Origin of the sequence: Paenibacillus sp. FSL L8-0644 (assembly GCF_038008165.1) — a bacterium.
Classification (GTDB): Bacteria; Bacillota; Bacilli; order Paenibacillales; family Paenibacillaceae; genus Paenibacillus; species Paenibacillus polymyxa_D.
In genome coordinates this window covers 4,811,655-4,828,709 of record NZ_JBBOYN010000001.1, presented here as the reverse complement: position 1 = coordinate 4,828,709, position 17,055 = coordinate 4,811,655, and the positions used below count along the sequence as shown (strand labels likewise).

Genomic DNA, 17,055 nt, shown 5'->3' with positions numbered 1-17,055 from the left:
TCCATGGCTTTAGTTTGTTGAAATGTCAATAGATTTATGCGTAGTAGGTATAGTATTTATCGCTATTACGTATAATACAACCATTTTGGGCAAATCTACAAGTGATGAAGATCTTCCGGTAAGAGGATTCTGCAGATACGTTGCTCTTTTTTCGAATGCATTCGAGTAAGGGCTTTTCTGTATTTGTAAGATTGAATCTTCTGTATGTGTCTTATTATAAGGTCACAAACAGAGGTTCGCAATGTATTTTTAAAGTGAGTAGACATGAGGGGTGAGTTTAAGTTGGCAGGACATCTTGTTCAATATGGTCGACGCACTCGGCGCAGTTATGCACGTATTAATGAGGTACTCGAGGTTCCGAACCTGATTGAGATCCAACAAAAATCCTATGATTGGTTTTTGGAGGAAGGATTACGGGAAATGTTTCGGGATATTTCACCAATTCAAGATTTCACTGGAAATCTGATTTTGGAGTTTATCGACTATTCTCTCGGAGAACCCAAATATACCGTTGACGACGCAAAGGAACGCGACGTTACGTATGCAGCACCGCTTCGGGTAAAAGTCCGGCTTATTAATAAAGAGACCGGGGAAGTGAAAGAGCAGGAAGTATTCATGGGAGACTTCCCGCTGATGACTGAAACGGGTACGTTTATTATTAACGGTGCGGAACGGGTTATTGTCAGCCAGTTGGTTCGCTCTCCCAGCGTCTATTTCAGCACAAAAGTCGACAAGAATGCGAAAACAACATACACCGCAACGGTAATTCCTAACCGGGGGGCTTGGCTCGAACTGGAGATGGATGCGAAGGATATTATCTATGTCCGGATTGACCGTACCCGTAAAATTCCGGTTACGGTGTTGCTGCGTGCACTTGGCTTTGGCACTGATGCTGAGATTCTGGATTTGCTCGGCAATGACGAATATATCCGCAACACACTTGATAAAGACAATACGGATTCCACGGAGAAAGCGCTGATTGAAATTTATGAGCGTCTTCGCCCGGGTGAGCCACCTACACTGGATAACGCAAAGAGCTTGCTTGTTGCACGCTTCTTTGATCCAAAACGTTATGATCTGGCCAACGTAGGCCGTTACAAAATCAATAAAAAGCTTCACATCAAAAACCGTCTGTTCAATCAACGTCTTGCTGAGACATTGATTGATACAACAACTGGTGAAATTATCGCTGAAGCAGGACAAATGGTGGATCGTCGCCTGTTGGACGAGATTCTGGCCCAACTGGAGGAATCAGTAGGACACCGCACGTATCATGTTGCTAGCGGCGTGCTGGAAAGCAATGATATTCCACTTCAAACGATTGATGTGTTCTCGCCAATCGAGGACGGTAAAGTAGTAAAACTGATTGCTAACGGAAATATTGATAAATCGGTTAAGAATATTACGCCTGCCGATATTATTTCCTCCATCAGTTATTTTATTAACTTGCTTCACGGTATCGGAAGTACGGACGATATTGACCATTTGGGTAACCGTCGTTTACGTTCTGTAGGTGAGTTGCTCCAAAACCAGTTCCGTATCGGTTTATCCCGTATGGAACGCGTGGTGCGTGAAAGAATGTCGATTCAGGATGCTAATGTAATTACGCCACAAGCGTTGATTAACATACGTCCAGTAATTGCTTCGATTAAAGAGTTTTTTGGTAGCTCGCAGCTGTCACAGTTTATGGATCAGACAAACCCGCTTGCTGAATTAACGCACAAACGTCGTCTGTCCGCACTCGGACCCGGCGGTTTGACGCGTGAACGCGCAGGCATGGAAGTGCGTGACGTCCATCCAAGTCACTACGGCCGTATGTGTCCTATCGAGACACCAGAGGGACCAAACATTGGTTTGATCAACTCTTTGTCCACATTTGCACGTATCAACGAGTACGGATTTATCGAAGCTCCTTATCGTTGGGTAGATCCGAAAACCGGAAAAGTTACAGACCAGATTGATTACCTGACTGCTGATGAAGAAGATAACTACATCGTAGCTCAGGCGAACGCGGAATTGACTGAGGAAAACACCTTTAAGGATGAGGTCGTCATTGTCCGTTATAACAAACAGTCTGATAACATTATTCCAATGGCTAGTAGCCGTGTCGATTACATGGACGTATCACCTAAACAGGTCGTATCAGTTGCGACAGCACTGATTCCGTTTCTGGAGAATGATGACTCTAACCGCGCATTGATGGGTTCCAATATGCAACGTCAGGCTGTCCCACTATTGATTCCGAAGTCTCCATTGGTCGGAACAGGAATGGAGCACAAGTCTGCAAAAGATTCTGGTGTTTGCATTGTGTCCAAATACAACGGAGTTATCGAACGTTCTTCGGCTAACGAAATTTGGTTGCGTCGTATCGAAACTGTAGATGGTGCTGAAGTGAAGGGCGACATTGTTAAGTATAAATTACACAAATTTATGCGATCTAACCAAGGAACTTGCATTAACCAACGTCCGATTGTGAACAGAGGAGATATTGTCAAAGTTGGCGATATTCTTGCAGATGGTCCATCTACGGAGATGGGTGAGTTGGCGTTGGGACGTAACGTTGTCGTTGCCTTCATGACTTGGGAAGGTTACAACTACGAGGATGCGATCCTGCTGAGTGAGAAACTGGTCAAGGAGGATGTATACACCTCGATCCATATTGAGGAATACGAATCCGAGGCTCGTGACACGAAACTTGGACCTGAAGAAATCACTCGTGACATTCCAAATGTCGGTGAAGAGGCGCTTCGCAACTTGGATGAGCGTGGAATCATTCGTATTGGTGCCGAAATCGGTGCAGGTGACATTCTTGTTGGTAAAGTTACACCTAAAGGTGTGACTGAATTGACAGCTGAAGAACGTCTCTTACACGCAATCTTTGGTGAGAAGGCACGCGAGGTTCGCGATACTTCTTTGAGAGTTCCTCACGGAACAGATGGGATTGTTGTAGATGTAAAGGTGTTTACACGTGAAAATGGTGATGAACTGCCACCAGGTGTAAATCAGTTGGTTCGTGTATATATTGCTCAAAAACGTAAAATCTCCGAAGGCGATAAAATGGCTGGACGTCACGGTAACAAGGGTGTCGTTGCCCGTATTTTGCCTGAAGAAGATATGCCGTTCCTGCCGGATGGCACACCAGTACAGGTCGTTCTGAACCCGCTGGGGGTACCTTCACGGATGAACATCGGACAGGTGCTTGAAGTCCATCTGGGTATGGCTGCAATGCGTCTTGGTATTCATGTGGCAACTCCAGTATTCGATGGTGCCAAGGAGTATGACGTGTTCGATACAATGGAAGAGGCAGGCATGCAGCGTAATGGTAAGACTGTGTTGTATGACGGACGTACGGGTGATCGTTTTGAACGTGAAGTTACTGTCGGTGTCATGCACATGATCAAACTGGCGCACATGGTCGATGATAAAATCCATGCTCGTTCTACAGGTCCTTACTCTCTCGTTACGCAGCAACCATTGGGTGGTAAAGCTCAATTCGGTGGACAGCGCTTCGGGGAGATGGAAGTATGGGCATTGGAAGCCTACGGCGCGGCGTACACGCTTCAGGAAATTTTGACTGTGAAATCCGATGATGTGGTTGGACGTGTTAAAACTTACGAATCCATTGTCAAAGGTGAAAATGTACCTGAACCGGGTGTTCCAGAATCATTTAAGGTCTTGATCAAAGAGCTGCAAAGCTTGGGTATGGACGTGAAGATTCTGTCTGAAGACGAACAAGAGATCGAAATGAGAGAGCTTGATGATGAGGATGACACAAGCGGCGATAAGCTGAGTTTGAATCTGGAAGGCTCTGAGGTTGGCGTAGAGTAGTTTGACTGCTAACTGACTCATATCAGCTTTGTTATATACCTTGATCCATTCTAGGATGGATCAGGTTTCTTGATACCGCCCGGTGCTGCTGGGCGGTATCAAACCTAAAAACTCAGGATTTGGTTAAGGAGGGTTGCTCCTTGTTGGACGTTAACAATTTCGAATATATGAAAATCGGGCTTGCTTCCCCCGAAAAGATTCGTTCTTGGTCCCGCGGAGAAGTCAAAAAACCGGAGACGATTAACTATCGTACGCTTAAACCGGAAAAAGAAGGACTATTTTGCGAGAAAATTTTCGGACCTACGAAAGACTGGGAATGTCATTGCGGTAAGTACAAACGTGTACGCTATAAAGGTGTTGTCTGTGACCGTTGTGGAGTAGAAGTTACTCGCGCTAAGGTTCGCCGTGAGCGTATGGGCCATATTGAGTTGGCTGCTCCTGTATCGCACATTTGGTACTTCAAAGGCATTCCAAGTCGTATGGGTCTTGCTCTTGATATGTCTCCAAGATCTCTGGAAGAGATCATTTACTTCGCATCTTATGTTGTAACCGATCCAGGAGATACGCCTTTGGAGAAAAAACAACTCCTGTCCGAAAAAGAATACCGTAGCTACCGTGAGAAATACGGCTATGGCTTCCAGGCAGGTATGGGTGCTGAAGCGGTTAAAAAGCTTCTTCAAGATTTGGATATAGACAAAGAGTTAGAATTTTTGAAAGAAGAGCTGCGTACAGCTCAAGGACAACGTCGTAACCGTGCGATCAAACGCCTTGAAGTTATTGAGGCCTTCCGTAACTCAGGCAACCAACCGGATTGGATGATCATGGACGTACTTCCTGTTATTCCTCCTGAGCTTCGTCCAATGGTACAGTTGGATGGTGGTCGTTTCGCTACCTCTGACCTTAACGACTTGTATCGTCGTGTTATTAACCGTAATAACCGTCTGAAACGTCTGTTAGATCTAGGTGCGCCAGATATTATCGTACAAAATGAAAAACGGATGTTGCAGGAAGCTGTTGACGCCTTGATTGATAATGGTCGTCGTGGTCGTCCTGTTACAGGTCCAGGTAACCGTCCTTTGAAATCCCTCAGCCACATGCTGAAAGGTAAACAAGGACGTTTCCGTCAAAACTTGCTCGGAAAACGTGTTGACTACTCTGGTCGTTCCGTTATCGTTGTAGGTCCGTACTTGAAAATGTATCAATGCGGTTTGCCAAAAGAAATGGCGCTGGAACTGTTCAAACCTTTTGTTATGAAAGAACTGGTGAACAAAGGTTTGGCGCACAATATCAAGAGCGCGAAGCGTAAAGTAGAGCGTGTGAGTGCAGAAGTATGGGATGTGCTGGAAGAAGTAATCAAGGAGCATCCGGTTCTTCTGAACCGTGCCCCTACGTTGCATAGACTCGGTATCCAGGCGTTCGAACCGATTTTGGTTGAAGGTCGTGCGATTCGTCTGCATCCGCTCGTATGTACTGCATATAATGCCGACTTTGACGGTGACCAAATGGCTGTTCACGTTCCGTTGTCTGCGGAAGCCCAAGCTGAAGCTCGTTTGCTTATGCTGGCATCCGGCAACATTTTGAATCCGAAAGACGGCAAGCCAGTTGTTACACCTTCCCAGGATATGGTTCTTGGTTCTTTCTATCTGACTATGGATAACAAAGAAGAAGAAGGAAGTAATATGATCCTTCGCAACATGAATGAAGCTATATCGGCTTACCAACGTGGTACAGCTGGACTTCATGCTCGTGTAGCTATTCCGGTTAAAGCTTTGAATAAAACGAGCTTTACGGAAAAACAACAGGAAGCGATGTTGATCACAACGGTTGGTAAAATTATCTTTAATGAAATTTTCCCGGCAAGCTTCCCGTACATCAATGATGCTACCCGTGCGAACCTGCTTTATGGTACTGCGGAGGAGTTCTTTGTTTACGAGAAGGGTGTAAATCTTACAGAAGCCATTCAAAACGCTCCGCAAGCTAGCGGGGTAGGCAAGGATTACCTTGGTAATATCATTGCCCGTTGTTTTGAGACTTACCATACAACAGAAACAGCTGTAATTCTGGATAAAATCAAGCAGCTTGGCTTTACGTATTCCACTCGTGCAGGGGTAACGGTTGCTGTATCGGACGTAATCGTGCCGGTGGAAAAACAAGAGATTCTTAAGGGATCCGAAGACAAAGCGCAAGTTGTAACGAATCAGTACCGTCGTGGTCTGATTACGAATGAAGAACGCTATGACCGGATTATCGATATTTGGTCTAAAGCGAAAGATGATATTACTGAAGTATTGATGAAGTCCATGGATCGCTACAACTCCATCATGATGATGGTGGACTCCAAAGCGCGGGGTAACAAATCACAGATTACTCAGCTCGGCGGTATGCGTGGTCTGATGGCGAATCCATCCGGACGTATTATCGAACTCCCAATCAAATCAAACTTCCGTGAAGGTCTGACAGTACTCGAGTACTTCATCTCCACTCACGGAGCGCGTAAAGGTTTGGCGGATACTGCCCTTCGTACGGCTGACTCGGGTTACCTGACTCGTCGTCTCGTAGATGTGGCACAGGATGTTATCGTGCGTGAAGAAGACTGCGGAACGGATAAAGGCTTCACAGTAAGTCGTATCCAGGATGGTAAAGAAGTAATTGAAGATCTCTATGACCGTCTGGAAGGTCGCTATTGCTTTGAAACGGTACGTCATCCTGAGACTGGCGAGATTTTGGCTAGACGTAACGAATTGATTGACTCCGACAAAGCTGAAGCGATTGTTAAAGCTGGCGTACACAAAGTTCAAATACGTTCTGTATTAAGTTGCCGTGCTAAACATGGCGTCTGCAAGAAATGTTACGGTCGCAATCTGGCGACGGGTAAACACGTTGAGATTGGTGAAGCAGTTGGTATCATCGCTGCACAATCCATCGGTGAGCCGGGAACACAGCTTACTATGCGTACGTTCCACACAGGCGGCGTAGCGGGTGACGATATTACACAAGGTTTGCCTCGTATCCAGGAGCTTTTTGAAGCGCGTAATCCTAAAGGTCAGGCAACGATTAGTGAAATTGACGGTACAGTTAAAGAAGTTCGTGAAGGTAAAGACCGCCGTGAGATCGACATTCAGGGTGAAGCTGAAACGAAAACATACTCAGTAACGTATGGTTCCCGCCTGCGCGTAAGCGAAGGTATGACTGTTGAAGCTGGGGACGAACTGACGGATGGTTCAATTGATCCTAAAGAAATGCTGCGTATTAAAGGTATTCGCGGGGTACAGAACTATATCCTTCAGGAAGTTCAACGCGTATACCGGAACCAGGGCGTAGAAATCAACGACAAGCACGTAGAAGTTATGATTCGTCAAATGTTGCGTAAAATCCGTATCATTGATGCGGGCGACACGATCTTACTTCCAGGCTCCTTTGTTGATGTCCATGAGTATGAAAATGCAAACAAGATAGCGATTCTCAGCGGTCAAGAACCAGCGGTAGCTAAGCCAGTACTGCTCGGTATTACCAAGGCATCTCTGGAAACTGACTCCTTCTTGTCAGCAGCATCCTTCCAGGAAACTACTCGTGTCCTGACTGATGCAGCTATTAAAGGCAAGGTTGATCAGCTGCTTGGACTGAAAGAGAACGTAATTATTGGTAAATTGATTCCTGCGGGAACAGGTATGAACCGTTACCGTAGCGTGAAATTTGCCCAGCCGGAAGAGGGGCAGTCTCCATCTGAGGAGCTCGAACCAATTTCGGCAGAGTAATACAAAAATAGTATGATTACCGGAACACCGCTGACATAAGCTTTGCATAAAAGCTGCAGTAGACGGTGCTCCGGTGCTTTTTTCAAAAATGAATCGTGTTATTCTGTTTAAATGAATTATGGTTTATATTTGTCTTGACATTACTTATAGTCAATGCTAATATAGCAAAGGTGCGTGAGCAGCCTATATGCTATTGGGTCTTTTCGGAGGAATGAGATATGTCTAAAGAACAGGGACTGCAAGATGCTCATGTCAAAATCGGTACCAAACAAACCATTCGTATGGTAGAATTGGGCTTTGCCTCAGAAGTATATGTGGCAGAAGACGCAGATCAGCGTCTCACTTCCAACATCATTGCTTTGTGCAACAAGCAAGGAGTCAAAGTGACTCTCGTAGACACAATGAAAAATCTCGGAGCTGCATGTGGGATTGAAGTGGGAGCCGCAATGGCTGCTATCGTAAAACAATAGGGTAAGGAACGTTTTTGTCTAAGGAATCGTTATTCTTGGCGGCAAAGACTTTTCATTTGTTCTTTTATGAACCGCCTGGGTCTGTGGGCTTAGATAAGGTTTGTAAAGTAACAGCAAAAATTGAGGAAGGGGGTGGCAACCAACATGCCAACTATTAACCAACTGGTTCGTAAAGGACGTCAAGCCAAAATCGAGAAATCGAAATCACCGGCTTTGCAAAAAGGTTTTAATGCCTTGAAACGTGAAGCTACCGACATCAGTGCCCCGCAAAAACGCGGAGTGTGCACTCGTGTAGGTACTATGACTCCGAAAAAACCAAACTCCGCACTTCGTAAATATGCTCGTGTTCGCTTGACGAACCGTGTAGAGGTGACTGCTTACATTCCAGGTATTGGACATAACCTTCAAGAACACAGCGTAGTGCTGATTCGCGGCGGTCGTGTAAAAGACCTTCCGGGTGTGCGTTACCATATCGTTCGCGGTGCTTTGGATACTGCAGGCGTAAACAACCGCATGCAAGCTCGTTCCAAATACGGCGCAAAACGCCCTAAAGCTAAAAAATCCTAATGAATATAAACCGCGTATGTCGGTTTAACATGTAAGAAAGGGGGATATCCATGCCACGCAAAGGTCCAGTTACCAAAAGAGACGTGTTGCCAGATCCGGTATACAACAGCAAGTTGGTTACCCGCTTGATCAATCGCATCATGCTCGACGGAAAACGAGGCGTTGCTCAAAGCATTCTGTACAATGCGTTCAAGCTTATCCAAGAACGTACGGGGAATGACCCGATGGAAGTTTTTGAAGCAGCTATCAAGAATATCATGCCAGTCCTGGAAGTTAAAGCACGCCGTGTCGGCGGTGCCAACTACCAAGTACCAATCGAGGTAAAACCAGAAAGACGTACGTCCCTGGGATTACGTTGGCTCGTAAACTACTCCCGCAACCGCGGTGAGAAAACCATGGAAGAGCGTTTGGCGGCTGAAATTATCGATGCTTCCAACAACACAGGCGCTTCCGTGAAAAAACGTGAAGACACGCACAAAATGGCTGAAGCGAACAAAGCGTTTGCTCACTATCGTTGGTAGGATTCAGCTCAAAAAAATAACTTCAATTTTGAAGGGAGACCCATTTCATGGCAAGAGAGTTCTCCTTGAAAAATACACGTAATATCGGGATCATGGCTCATATTGACGCGGGTAAAACCACAACAACAGAGCGGATCTTGTTCTACACAGGCCGTACGCACAAAATCGGTGAAGTTCACGAAGGCGCTGCGACAATGGACTGGATGGAACAAGAACAAGAGCGCGGAATCACGATTACTTCCGCTGCGACGACCGCTGCCTGGAAAGGTCACCGCGTCAATATCATCGACACCCCGGGGCACGTTGACTTCACTGTTGAAGTTGAACGTTCCCTTCGTGTATTGGACGGAGCAGTTGGTGTTTTCAGTGCGAAAGAAGGCGTTGAGCCTCAGTCCGAAACCGTATGGAGACAGGCTGATCGCTACGGCGTTCCACGGATCGCATATGTAAACAAAATGGATATCATTGGTGCCGACTTCCTGAATGTTGTCTCTGACATGCGTGATCGCCTTCAAGCGAACGCAGTTGCGATTCAATTGCCAATCGGCGCAGAAAATGATTTTACTGGTATTATCGATATCGTTGAACAAAAAGCTCATATGTACAAAGATGATCTTGGTCAAGATATCGAAGAAGTAGAAGTTCCTGCGGAATTCAAAGATCAAGTTGAAGAACTTCGTAATGAATTGATCGAGAAGGTTGCTGAACTGGACGAAGAATTGACAATGAAATACCTGGAAGGCGAAGAAATTTCGGTTGCCGAAATTAAAGCCGCTCTCCGTAAAGGTGTTGTAGAAGTTAAAATCTTCCCAGTTATCTGTGGATCTTCTTACCGCAATAAAGGTGTTCAGCTGATGTTGGATGCTGTTCTCGACTATTTGCCGGCTCCTATTGATGTGCCAAGTATTCAAGGGCATTTGGAAGACGGTACGGAAGTTGAACGTCACTCTTCCGATGAAGAGCCATTCTCCGCATTGGCATTCAAAATCATGACGGATCCTTACGTTGGTAAGTTGACATTCTTCCGCGTATACTCCGGTGTTCTTCAATCCGGTTCTTACGTATTGAATGCAACAAAAGGTAAACGCGAACGTATCGGACGTATTCTTCAAATGCATGCGAACAGTCGTCAAGAAATCACTGTAGTTTACTCTGGTGATATTGCGGCTGCCGTAGGTTTGAAAGATACAGGTACAGGTGATACACTGTGTGATGAGAAGAGTCCTGTTATTCTCGAGTCCATGAACTTCCCTGATCCGGTTATCGAAATCGCGGTTGAGCCTAAAACCAAAGCTGACCAAGATAAAATGTCTGTAGCTCTCGGTAAGTTGACTGAAGAGGATCCAACTCTTCGCGCTCATACTAACGAAGAAACAGGTCAAACCATCTTGGCGGGTATGGGTGAGCTTCACTTGGACATCATCATTGACCGTATGCGTCGTGAGTTCAAGGTGGAAACAAATGTGGGTAAACCACAGGTTGCTTACCGTGAAACGTTCCGTGCTCCAGCACGTGTCGAAGGTAAATTCGTTCGTCAGTCCGGTGGTCGTGGTCAATATGGTCACGTATGGGTTGAGTTCGAACCGCTTGAGCCAGGTACTGGTAGTCAATTCGAAAGTAAGGTAGTCGGCGGCTCTGTTCCTAGAGAGTACATCGCTCCTGCTCTTGCTGGTATTGAGGAACAAATGAAAAACGGCGTTATCGCAGGCTTCCCGCTTGTGGACGTTAAAGCTACAATCGTGGACGGATCATACCATGATGTCGATTCCAATGAAATGGCATTTAAAATTGCCGGATCAATGGCGCTGAAAGCAGCGAAAGACAAATGTAAACCAGTATTGCTCGAGCCGATTATGAAAGTTGAAGTAACGGTTCCTGAGGAATATATGGGTGACGTAATGGGTATGTTGAACTCCCGTCGTGGTCGGATTGAAGGTATGGATTCCCGCAGTGGAGCTCAAATCATTCGTGCGAAGGTGCCTTTGTCCGAAATGTTCGGATACTCGACTACACTTCGCTCCGGTACACAAGGACGCGGTGTGTTCTCCATGGAACTTTCTCATTATGAAGAAGTTCCGAAGAGCATTGCTGAAGAGATCGTTGCCAAAACCAAAGGCGGCGAGTAATACAATGTATCAGCTGACCGGTATGCTCTGGGTTTTACCAAAAGGGCATCCGGCAGCCTAAAATAAAACAAGTTATTGAGGAGGAATTGTTCAAATGGCAAAGGCTAAGTTTGAGCGTAACAAACCGCACGTTAATATCGGTACTATTGGTCACGTCGATCATGGTAAAACTACTTTGACTGCTGCAATCACAACTGTATTGTCCAAAACTTACGGTGGTGCTGCTGTAGCATTCGATCAAATCGATAAAGCTCCAGAAGAGCGCGAACGCGGTATCACAATCTCCACTGCACACGTGGAGTATGAAACACCTAACCGTCACTATGCACACGTTGACTGCCCAGGTCACGCCGACTATGTTAAAAACATGATCACTGGCGCTGCACAAATGGACGGAGCGATTCTGGTTGTATCCGCAGCTGACGGCCCAATGCCGCAAACTCGCGAGCACATCCTGTTGTCCCGCCAAGTTGGTGTTCCTTACATCGTTGTATTCTTGAACAAATGCGACATGGTTGAAGACGAAGAGTTGCTGGAATTGGTTGAAATGGAAGTTCGCGACTTGCTGAGCGAGTATGACTTCCCAGGCGACGACACTCCAATCACTCGTGGTTCCGCTCGTGAAGCACTGCAAAACCCAGACGGCGACTGGGCTAAGAAAATCGTTGAAATGTTCGAAACAATCGACACTTACATCCCAACTCCAGAACGCGACACTGACAAGCCTTTCCTTATGCCTGTCGAGGACGTATTCTCCATCACTGGTCGTGGTACAGTTGCTACAGGCCGTGTAGAGCGTGGTACAGTTAAAGTGGGCGACGAAATCGAAATCATCGGTATTCAAGAAGAATCCCGTAAATCCGTAGTAACAGGCGTAGAAATGTTCCGTAAATTGCTTGATTCCGCTCAAGCTGGTGACAACATCGGCGCACTGCTTCGCGGTGTAGATCGTGCACAAATCGAGCGCGGCCAAGTATTGGCTAAACCAGGTTCTGTTAACCCACATACAGAATTTTCTGCTCAAATCTACGTTTTGACTAAAGAAGAAGGCGGACGTCACAAACCTTTCTTCACTGGTTACCGTCCACAGTTCTACTTCCGTACAACTGACGTAACTGGAATCATTACTTTGCCAGAAGGTTCCGAAATGGTAATGCCTGGTGATAACATCACGGTTACTGTTCAACTGATCAACCCGATCGCTATCGAAGAAGGAACTAAGTTCTCTATTCGTGAAGGCGGACGTACAGTTGGCGCTGGTGCCGTAGCAACAATCTCCAAATAAGAAGGCTTTTGCCTTTGAATAGAGCAACAGTGTACTGGAACGAGTAACGTTGTATTGGAACGAAGCTTAACGAGCCCCTGCCCTGGTGCGGGGGCTTTTCTCTTGAAAAAATCGCGAGCTGCGAGCACAATTGTATCTTTTGAAAATAAGATGCATTGTTTTTTCGTTTTTGCTTGCAATAGGCAGAACTATTCGATATAATAACTAATGTTGTTTGTGACTGTGCGATGATGTGAGAGGTTACTGACACACCCGGCCCCTTTGCCATGGGAGGGCTGTCGGAAAATTTTCACGGAGTATGTCCGATACCAAATTGGGCGATAGAAGGAGGGACTAAAATGGCAAAGCAAAAAATTCGTATCCGTTTGAAAGCATACGATCATAGAATTCTTGATCAATCCGCTGAGAAAATTGTTGAAACAGCAAAACGTTCGGGCGCAGGTGTATCCGGGCCAATTCCGCTGCCAACTGAAAAACAAATCATTACTATTCTCCGTGCGGTACACAAGTACAAGGATTCCCGGGAGCAGTTCGAAATGCGCACACACAAGCGTTTGATCGACATTGTTAACCCGACTCCACAAACTGTGGATGCCTTGATGCGCTTGGACCTGCCGTCCGGTGTAGATATCGAAATTAAATTGTAATATGTAATTAGGAAAAGAAATGAGGTGTCAACATGAAAGGTATCTTAGGAAAAAAACTCGGAATGACTCAAGTGTTTACCCCTGAAGGTAACGTACTTGCTGTTACGGTTATCGAAGCAGGTCCTTGTGTTGTTCTGCAAAAGAAAGATCTGGAAAACGATGGATACGAAGCTATCCAACTCGGTTTCTCTGATAAAAAAGAAAAAAGATCCAACAAACCTGAAGCAGGACATGCGAAAAAAGCAAATACTGCACCTAAGCGCTACGTTCGTGAACTTCGTGGCATCGACCTTGCTGCGTACGAGGTTGGCCAAGAACTGAAGGCTGATGTCTTCACAGAAGGCGAGTTCGTTGACGTAACAGGTATTTCTAAAGGTAAAGGTTTTGCCGGCGTTATCAAACGTTGGGGACAAAGCCGCGGACCAATGGCACACGGCTCGCGTTACCACAGAGGTCCAGGTTCTATGGGTTCCATTCAAGCTAACCGCGTTCCTAAAGGTAAACACCTGCCAGGACACATGGGGCATGAAACGGTAACTATCCAACGTCTTGAAGTTGTTAAGATCGATACAGAACGTAATGTGTTGCTCGTGAAAGGTTCCATTCCAGGACCTAAAAATAGCTTCGTTAAAGTATTAGAAACGGTGAAAAAATAAACAACTGAAGAAAGGAGGAACACGAAATGCCAAAAGTAGCACTATTTAATATTAGCGGCAGCCAAGTTGGTGAAATTGAATTGAACGACGCAGTGTTCGGTATCGAGCCGAATAAGCACGTTCTTCATGACGCTGTTGTTATGCAATTGGCTTCCCTGCGTCAAGGTACTCACAAAGTAAAAGGACGTTCTGAAGTACGTGGTGGCGGACGTAAACCTTGGAAACAAAAAGGTACTGGCCGCGCTCGTCAAGGTTCGATCCGTGCACCGCAATGGGTTGGTGGCGGTACTGTATTTGGTCCGACTCCACGCAGCTATGCATACAAATTGCCTAAGAAAGTTCGTCGTCTGGCGATCAAATCGGCGTTGTCATCCAAAGTGATTGAGAATGAAATTATCGTATTGGACGCTCTTACACTGAACGGACCTAAAACGAAAGAATTCGCAGCCATTTTGAATAACCTTAAAGCTGATCGTAAAGCATTGATCGTAGCTCCTAGCTATGATGATAATGTAGCACTGTCCGCTCGTAATATTCCTGGTGTGAAGTTTGTAGCCGCAGATGGCATTAATGTTCTTGATGTGCTCGGACACGACAAACTGATCATTACGAAGGAAGCAGTTCAGAAGGTAGAGGAGGTGCTCGCGTAATGAAGGATCCTCGTGATATTATCAAACGTCCGGTTATCACCGAACGTACGGCTGGTATGATGAATGACTTGAAATACGTTTTCGAGGTTGACATTCGTTCTAACAAAGTCGAAGTTAAAAAAGCAATCGAAGCCATTTTTAACGTGAAAGTAAGTAACGTAAATACGCTTCGTGTTCCTGCAAAACCAAAACGCTACGGACGTCATTCCGGCTATACGAGCGAGTGGAAGAAAGCGTTCGTAACGCTGAGCAAAGACAGTAAGCCGCTTGAGTTTTTTGAAACGGTATAATTGAAACTGTAAAGTAAGGAGGGAAACTCAGTGCCAATTAAAAAGTATAAACCAACGTCCCCGGCCAGACGTGCTATGTCTGTATCTACTTTCGAGGAGATTACAACTAATCAGCCCGAGAAATCGTTGCTGGCACCTCTGAGCAAGCAAGCTGGACGCAATAACCAAGGTAAAATTACGGTTCGTCATCATGGCGGCGGACACAAACGTAAGTACCGTATTATTGACTTCAAACGTAACAAAGATGGAATACCGGGCCGCGTTGCTACGATCGAATATGATCCAAACCGTACGTCCAACATCGCACTTATCCACTATGTGGATGGTGAAAAACGTTACATCATCGCTCCTAAAGGTCTGAAAGTAGGAGACGAAGTGGTATCCGGTGCAGGTTCCGATATTAAAATCGGTAACTCTTTGCCATTGGAAAACATTCCAGTAGGTACGGTTATCCACAACATCGAATTGAAACCGGGTAAAGGTGGCCAACTCGTTCGTGCCGCTGGTACGGAAGCCCAACTTCTTGGTAAAGAAGAAAAGTATGTTACAATTCGTTTGACTTCTGGTGAAGTTCGCCGCATTCTGAAAGTTTGCCGCGCGACAATCGGTTCTGTAGGTAACGAAGACCATGAACTGGTGAAAATCGGTAAAGCTGGTCGTAGTCGCTGGTTGGGACAACGTCCTGAAGTTCGCGGTGTTGTAATGAACCCTAACGATCACCCACACGGTGGTGGTGAAGGTCGCGCTCCAATCGGACGTAAATCTCCAATGTCTCCATGGGGTAAACCAACCCTTGGTTACAAGACACGTAAAAAAGGTAAAGCATCTGATAAGTACATCGTTCGTCGTCGTACTAAGTAATAAAACGTGCGCATAAGTCGCACGTTAACATATTAAGGAACGACTACGTTTTAACGAAGGGAGGATTCATAAATGGGTCGCAGTCTCAAAAAAGGACCATTCATTGATGGTTACCTGTTGAAAAAAGTAGAGGTTTTGAACGAGTCGGAGAAAAAAGTGGTAATCAAAACTTGGTCCCGTCGCTCTACGATTTTCCCGCAATTTATCGGACATACGTTTGGTGTATACGATGGCCGTAAACACGTGCCAGTATACGTAACGGAAGATATGGTCGGACACAAATTGGGCGAATTTGCTCCAACACGTACGTACAAAGGCCATACGGATGACGATAAGAAAACAAGAAGATAATCAACACAGCGTAGTGTTTGAGAGGAGGTAAACTCAATGGAAGCAAAAGCACATGCTAAATCCGTACGGATTTCTGCTCGCAAAGTGAAACTTGTTATCGATTTGATTCGCGGTAAGCAGGTTGGTGAGGCGATTGCAATTCTTCGTCACACTCCAAAGTCCGCTTCTCCAGTCGTTGAGAAATTGTTGAATTCTGCGATTGCAAATGCAGATCACAACTACTCTTTGGACGTAAATAAATTGGTAGTATCTCAGGTTTTTGTAAACCAAGGTCCTACAATGAAACGATTCCGCCCGCGTGCAATGGGTCGTGCAAGCCGTATTAACAAACGCACCAGTCATATTACTCTGGTGGTATCTGAAAAATAAGGAGGGAAAACGTGTGGGCCAAAAGGTAAATCCCGTCGGACTCCGAATCGGTATTATCCGTGATTGGGAATCCAAATGGTATGCAGGCAAAGATTTCGGTGATCTTTTGCTGGAAGACGTTAGAATTCGTGAACATCTGAAAAAAAGATTGAAAGACTCCGCTGTATCCCGTGTTGAAATCGAGAGAGCAGCTAACCGTGTCAATGTAACGATTCACACTGCGAAACCAGGTATGGTTATCGGTAAGGGTGGTTCCGAAGTTGAAAATCTGCGTAATGAAATTACTAAAATCGCAGGCGGTAAAAAGGTGCACATCAATATTTCTGAAATTAAAAATCCTGAACTGGACGCAATCTTGGTTGCTGAAAGCATTGCACAACAATTGGAACGTCGTGTTTCTTTCCGTCGTGCTTTGAAACAAGCGATTCAAAGAACTATGCGTTCCGGAGCAAAAGGAATTAAAACTCAAGTAGGCGGACGTCTTGGCGGTGCCGAAATCGCTCGTTCCGAAGGGTACAGCGAAGGAACTGTTCCACTGCATACGCTTCGTGCCGACATTGACTATGGTACAGCGGAAGCTCATACTACTTACGGCCGTCTTGGCGTAAAAGTATGGATCTATCGTGGAGAGGTTCTTCCTCCAGCTAAGAAACAAGCTCCTCAGGAAGGAGGCAACTAA

General features: G+C 45.7%; 15 protein-coding genes. All 15 read left to right on the top strand.

Features of this window, described 5'->3' with window-relative positions:
* The first annotated feature begins 282 nt into the window (after window positions 1-282).
* The 15 genes from rpoB to rpsC all read left to right on the top strand — a co-directional run bounded on the left by rpoB (window position 283) and on the right by rpsC (window position 17,055).
* On the top strand, window positions 283-3,828 hold the full coding sequence (rpoB, locus tag NSS94_RS21970) for a DNA-directed RNA polymerase subunit beta (protein ID WP_029514493.1): 3,546 nt from the start codon (window positions 283-285) through the stop codon (window positions 3,826-3,828).
* Between the two features lie 140 nt (window positions 3,829-3,968).
* Complete coding sequence (gene rpoC / locus NSS94_RS21965; RefSeq protein ID WP_029514492.1) at window positions 3,969-7,583, top strand: DNA-directed RNA polymerase subunit beta'; 3,615 nt, start codon at window positions 3,969-3,971, stop codon at window positions 7,581-7,583.
* Window positions 7,584-7,801: 218 nt separating this feature from the next.
* On the top strand, window positions 7,802-8,053 hold the full coding sequence (locus NSS94_RS21960) for a ribosomal L7Ae/L30e/S12e/Gadd45 family protein (protein ID WP_007432588.1): 252 nt from the start codon (window positions 7,802-7,804) through the stop codon (window positions 8,051-8,053).
* 144 nt (window positions 8,054-8,197) lie between these two features.
* Window positions 8,198-8,620 (top strand): 30S ribosomal protein S12, encoded by a 423-nt coding sequence (gene rpsL / locus NSS94_RS21955; RefSeq protein ID WP_007432587.1) that lies wholly within the window; start codon window positions 8,198-8,200, stop codon window positions 8,618-8,620.
* 50 nt (window positions 8,621-8,670) lie between these two features.
* On the top strand, window positions 8,671-9,141 hold the full coding sequence (gene rpsG, locus NSS94_RS21950) for a 30S ribosomal protein S7 (RefSeq protein WP_007432586.1): 471 nt from the start codon (window positions 8,671-8,673) through the stop codon (window positions 9,139-9,141).
* Between the two features lie 47 nt (window positions 9,142-9,188).
* Complete coding sequence (fusA, locus tag NSS94_RS21945; RefSeq protein WP_029514491.1) at window positions 9,189-11,267, top strand: elongation factor G; 2,079 nt, start codon at window positions 9,189-9,191, stop codon at window positions 11,265-11,267.
* A gap of 94 nt (window positions 11,268-11,361) precedes the next feature.
* Window positions 11,362-12,552: an elongation factor Tu gene (gene tuf / locus NSS94_RS21940; protein ID WP_023990558.1), complete on the top strand. Its 1,191-nt coding sequence runs from the start codon at window positions 11,362-11,364 to the stop codon at window positions 12,550-12,552.
* A gap of 338 nt (window positions 12,553-12,890) precedes the next feature.
* A complete protein-coding gene (gene rpsJ / locus NSS94_RS21935) occupies window positions 12,891-13,199 on the top strand; it encodes a 30S ribosomal protein S10 (RefSeq protein WP_005544556.1) in 309 nt (102 codons plus the stop codon).
* A 32-nt stretch (window positions 13,200-13,231) separates the two neighbouring features.
* Window positions 13,232-13,855 carry a 50S ribosomal protein L3 gene (rplC, locus tag NSS94_RS21930; protein WP_013312161.1) on the top strand — a complete coding sequence of 208 codons (624 nt, stop codon included), beginning with the start codon at window positions 13,232-13,234 and terminating at the stop codon, window positions 13,853-13,855.
* Between the two features lie 26 nt (window positions 13,856-13,881).
* Window positions 13,882-14,505: a 50S ribosomal protein L4 gene (gene rplD / locus NSS94_RS21925; protein WP_013312160.1), complete on the top strand. Its 624-nt coding sequence runs from the start codon at window positions 13,882-13,884 to the stop codon at window positions 14,503-14,505.
* Window positions 14,505-14,795 carry a 50S ribosomal protein L23 gene (rplW, locus tag NSS94_RS21920; protein ID WP_013312159.1) on the top strand — a complete coding sequence of 97 codons (291 nt, stop codon included), beginning with the start codon at window positions 14,505-14,507 and terminating at the stop codon, window positions 14,793-14,795. The genes rplD and rplW overlap by 1 nt, the downstream gene beginning before the upstream one ends.
* A 30-nt stretch (window positions 14,796-14,825) precedes the next feature.
* Window positions 14,826-15,656, top strand: coding sequence for a 50S ribosomal protein L2 (rplB, locus tag NSS94_RS21915; RefSeq protein WP_029514490.1), 831 nt, complete (start codon window positions 14,826-14,828; stop codon window positions 15,654-15,656).
* A 72-nt stretch (window positions 15,657-15,728) separates the two neighbouring features.
* Window positions 15,729-16,007 carry a 30S ribosomal protein S19 gene (rpsS, locus tag NSS94_RS21910; RefSeq protein WP_029514489.1) on the top strand — a complete coding sequence of 93 codons (279 nt, stop codon included), beginning with the start codon at window positions 15,729-15,731 and terminating at the stop codon, window positions 16,005-16,007.
* Between the two features lie 36 nt (window positions 16,008-16,043).
* Window positions 16,044-16,376 (top strand): 50S ribosomal protein L22, encoded by a 333-nt coding sequence (rplV, locus tag NSS94_RS21905; RefSeq protein ID WP_013312157.1) that lies wholly within the window; start codon window positions 16,044-16,046, stop codon window positions 16,374-16,376.
* A gap of 13 nt (window positions 16,377-16,389) precedes the next feature.
* Complete coding sequence (gene rpsC / locus NSS94_RS21900) at window positions 16,390-17,055, top strand: 30S ribosomal protein S3 (protein ID WP_013312156.1); 666 nt, start codon at window positions 16,390-16,392, stop codon at window positions 17,053-17,055.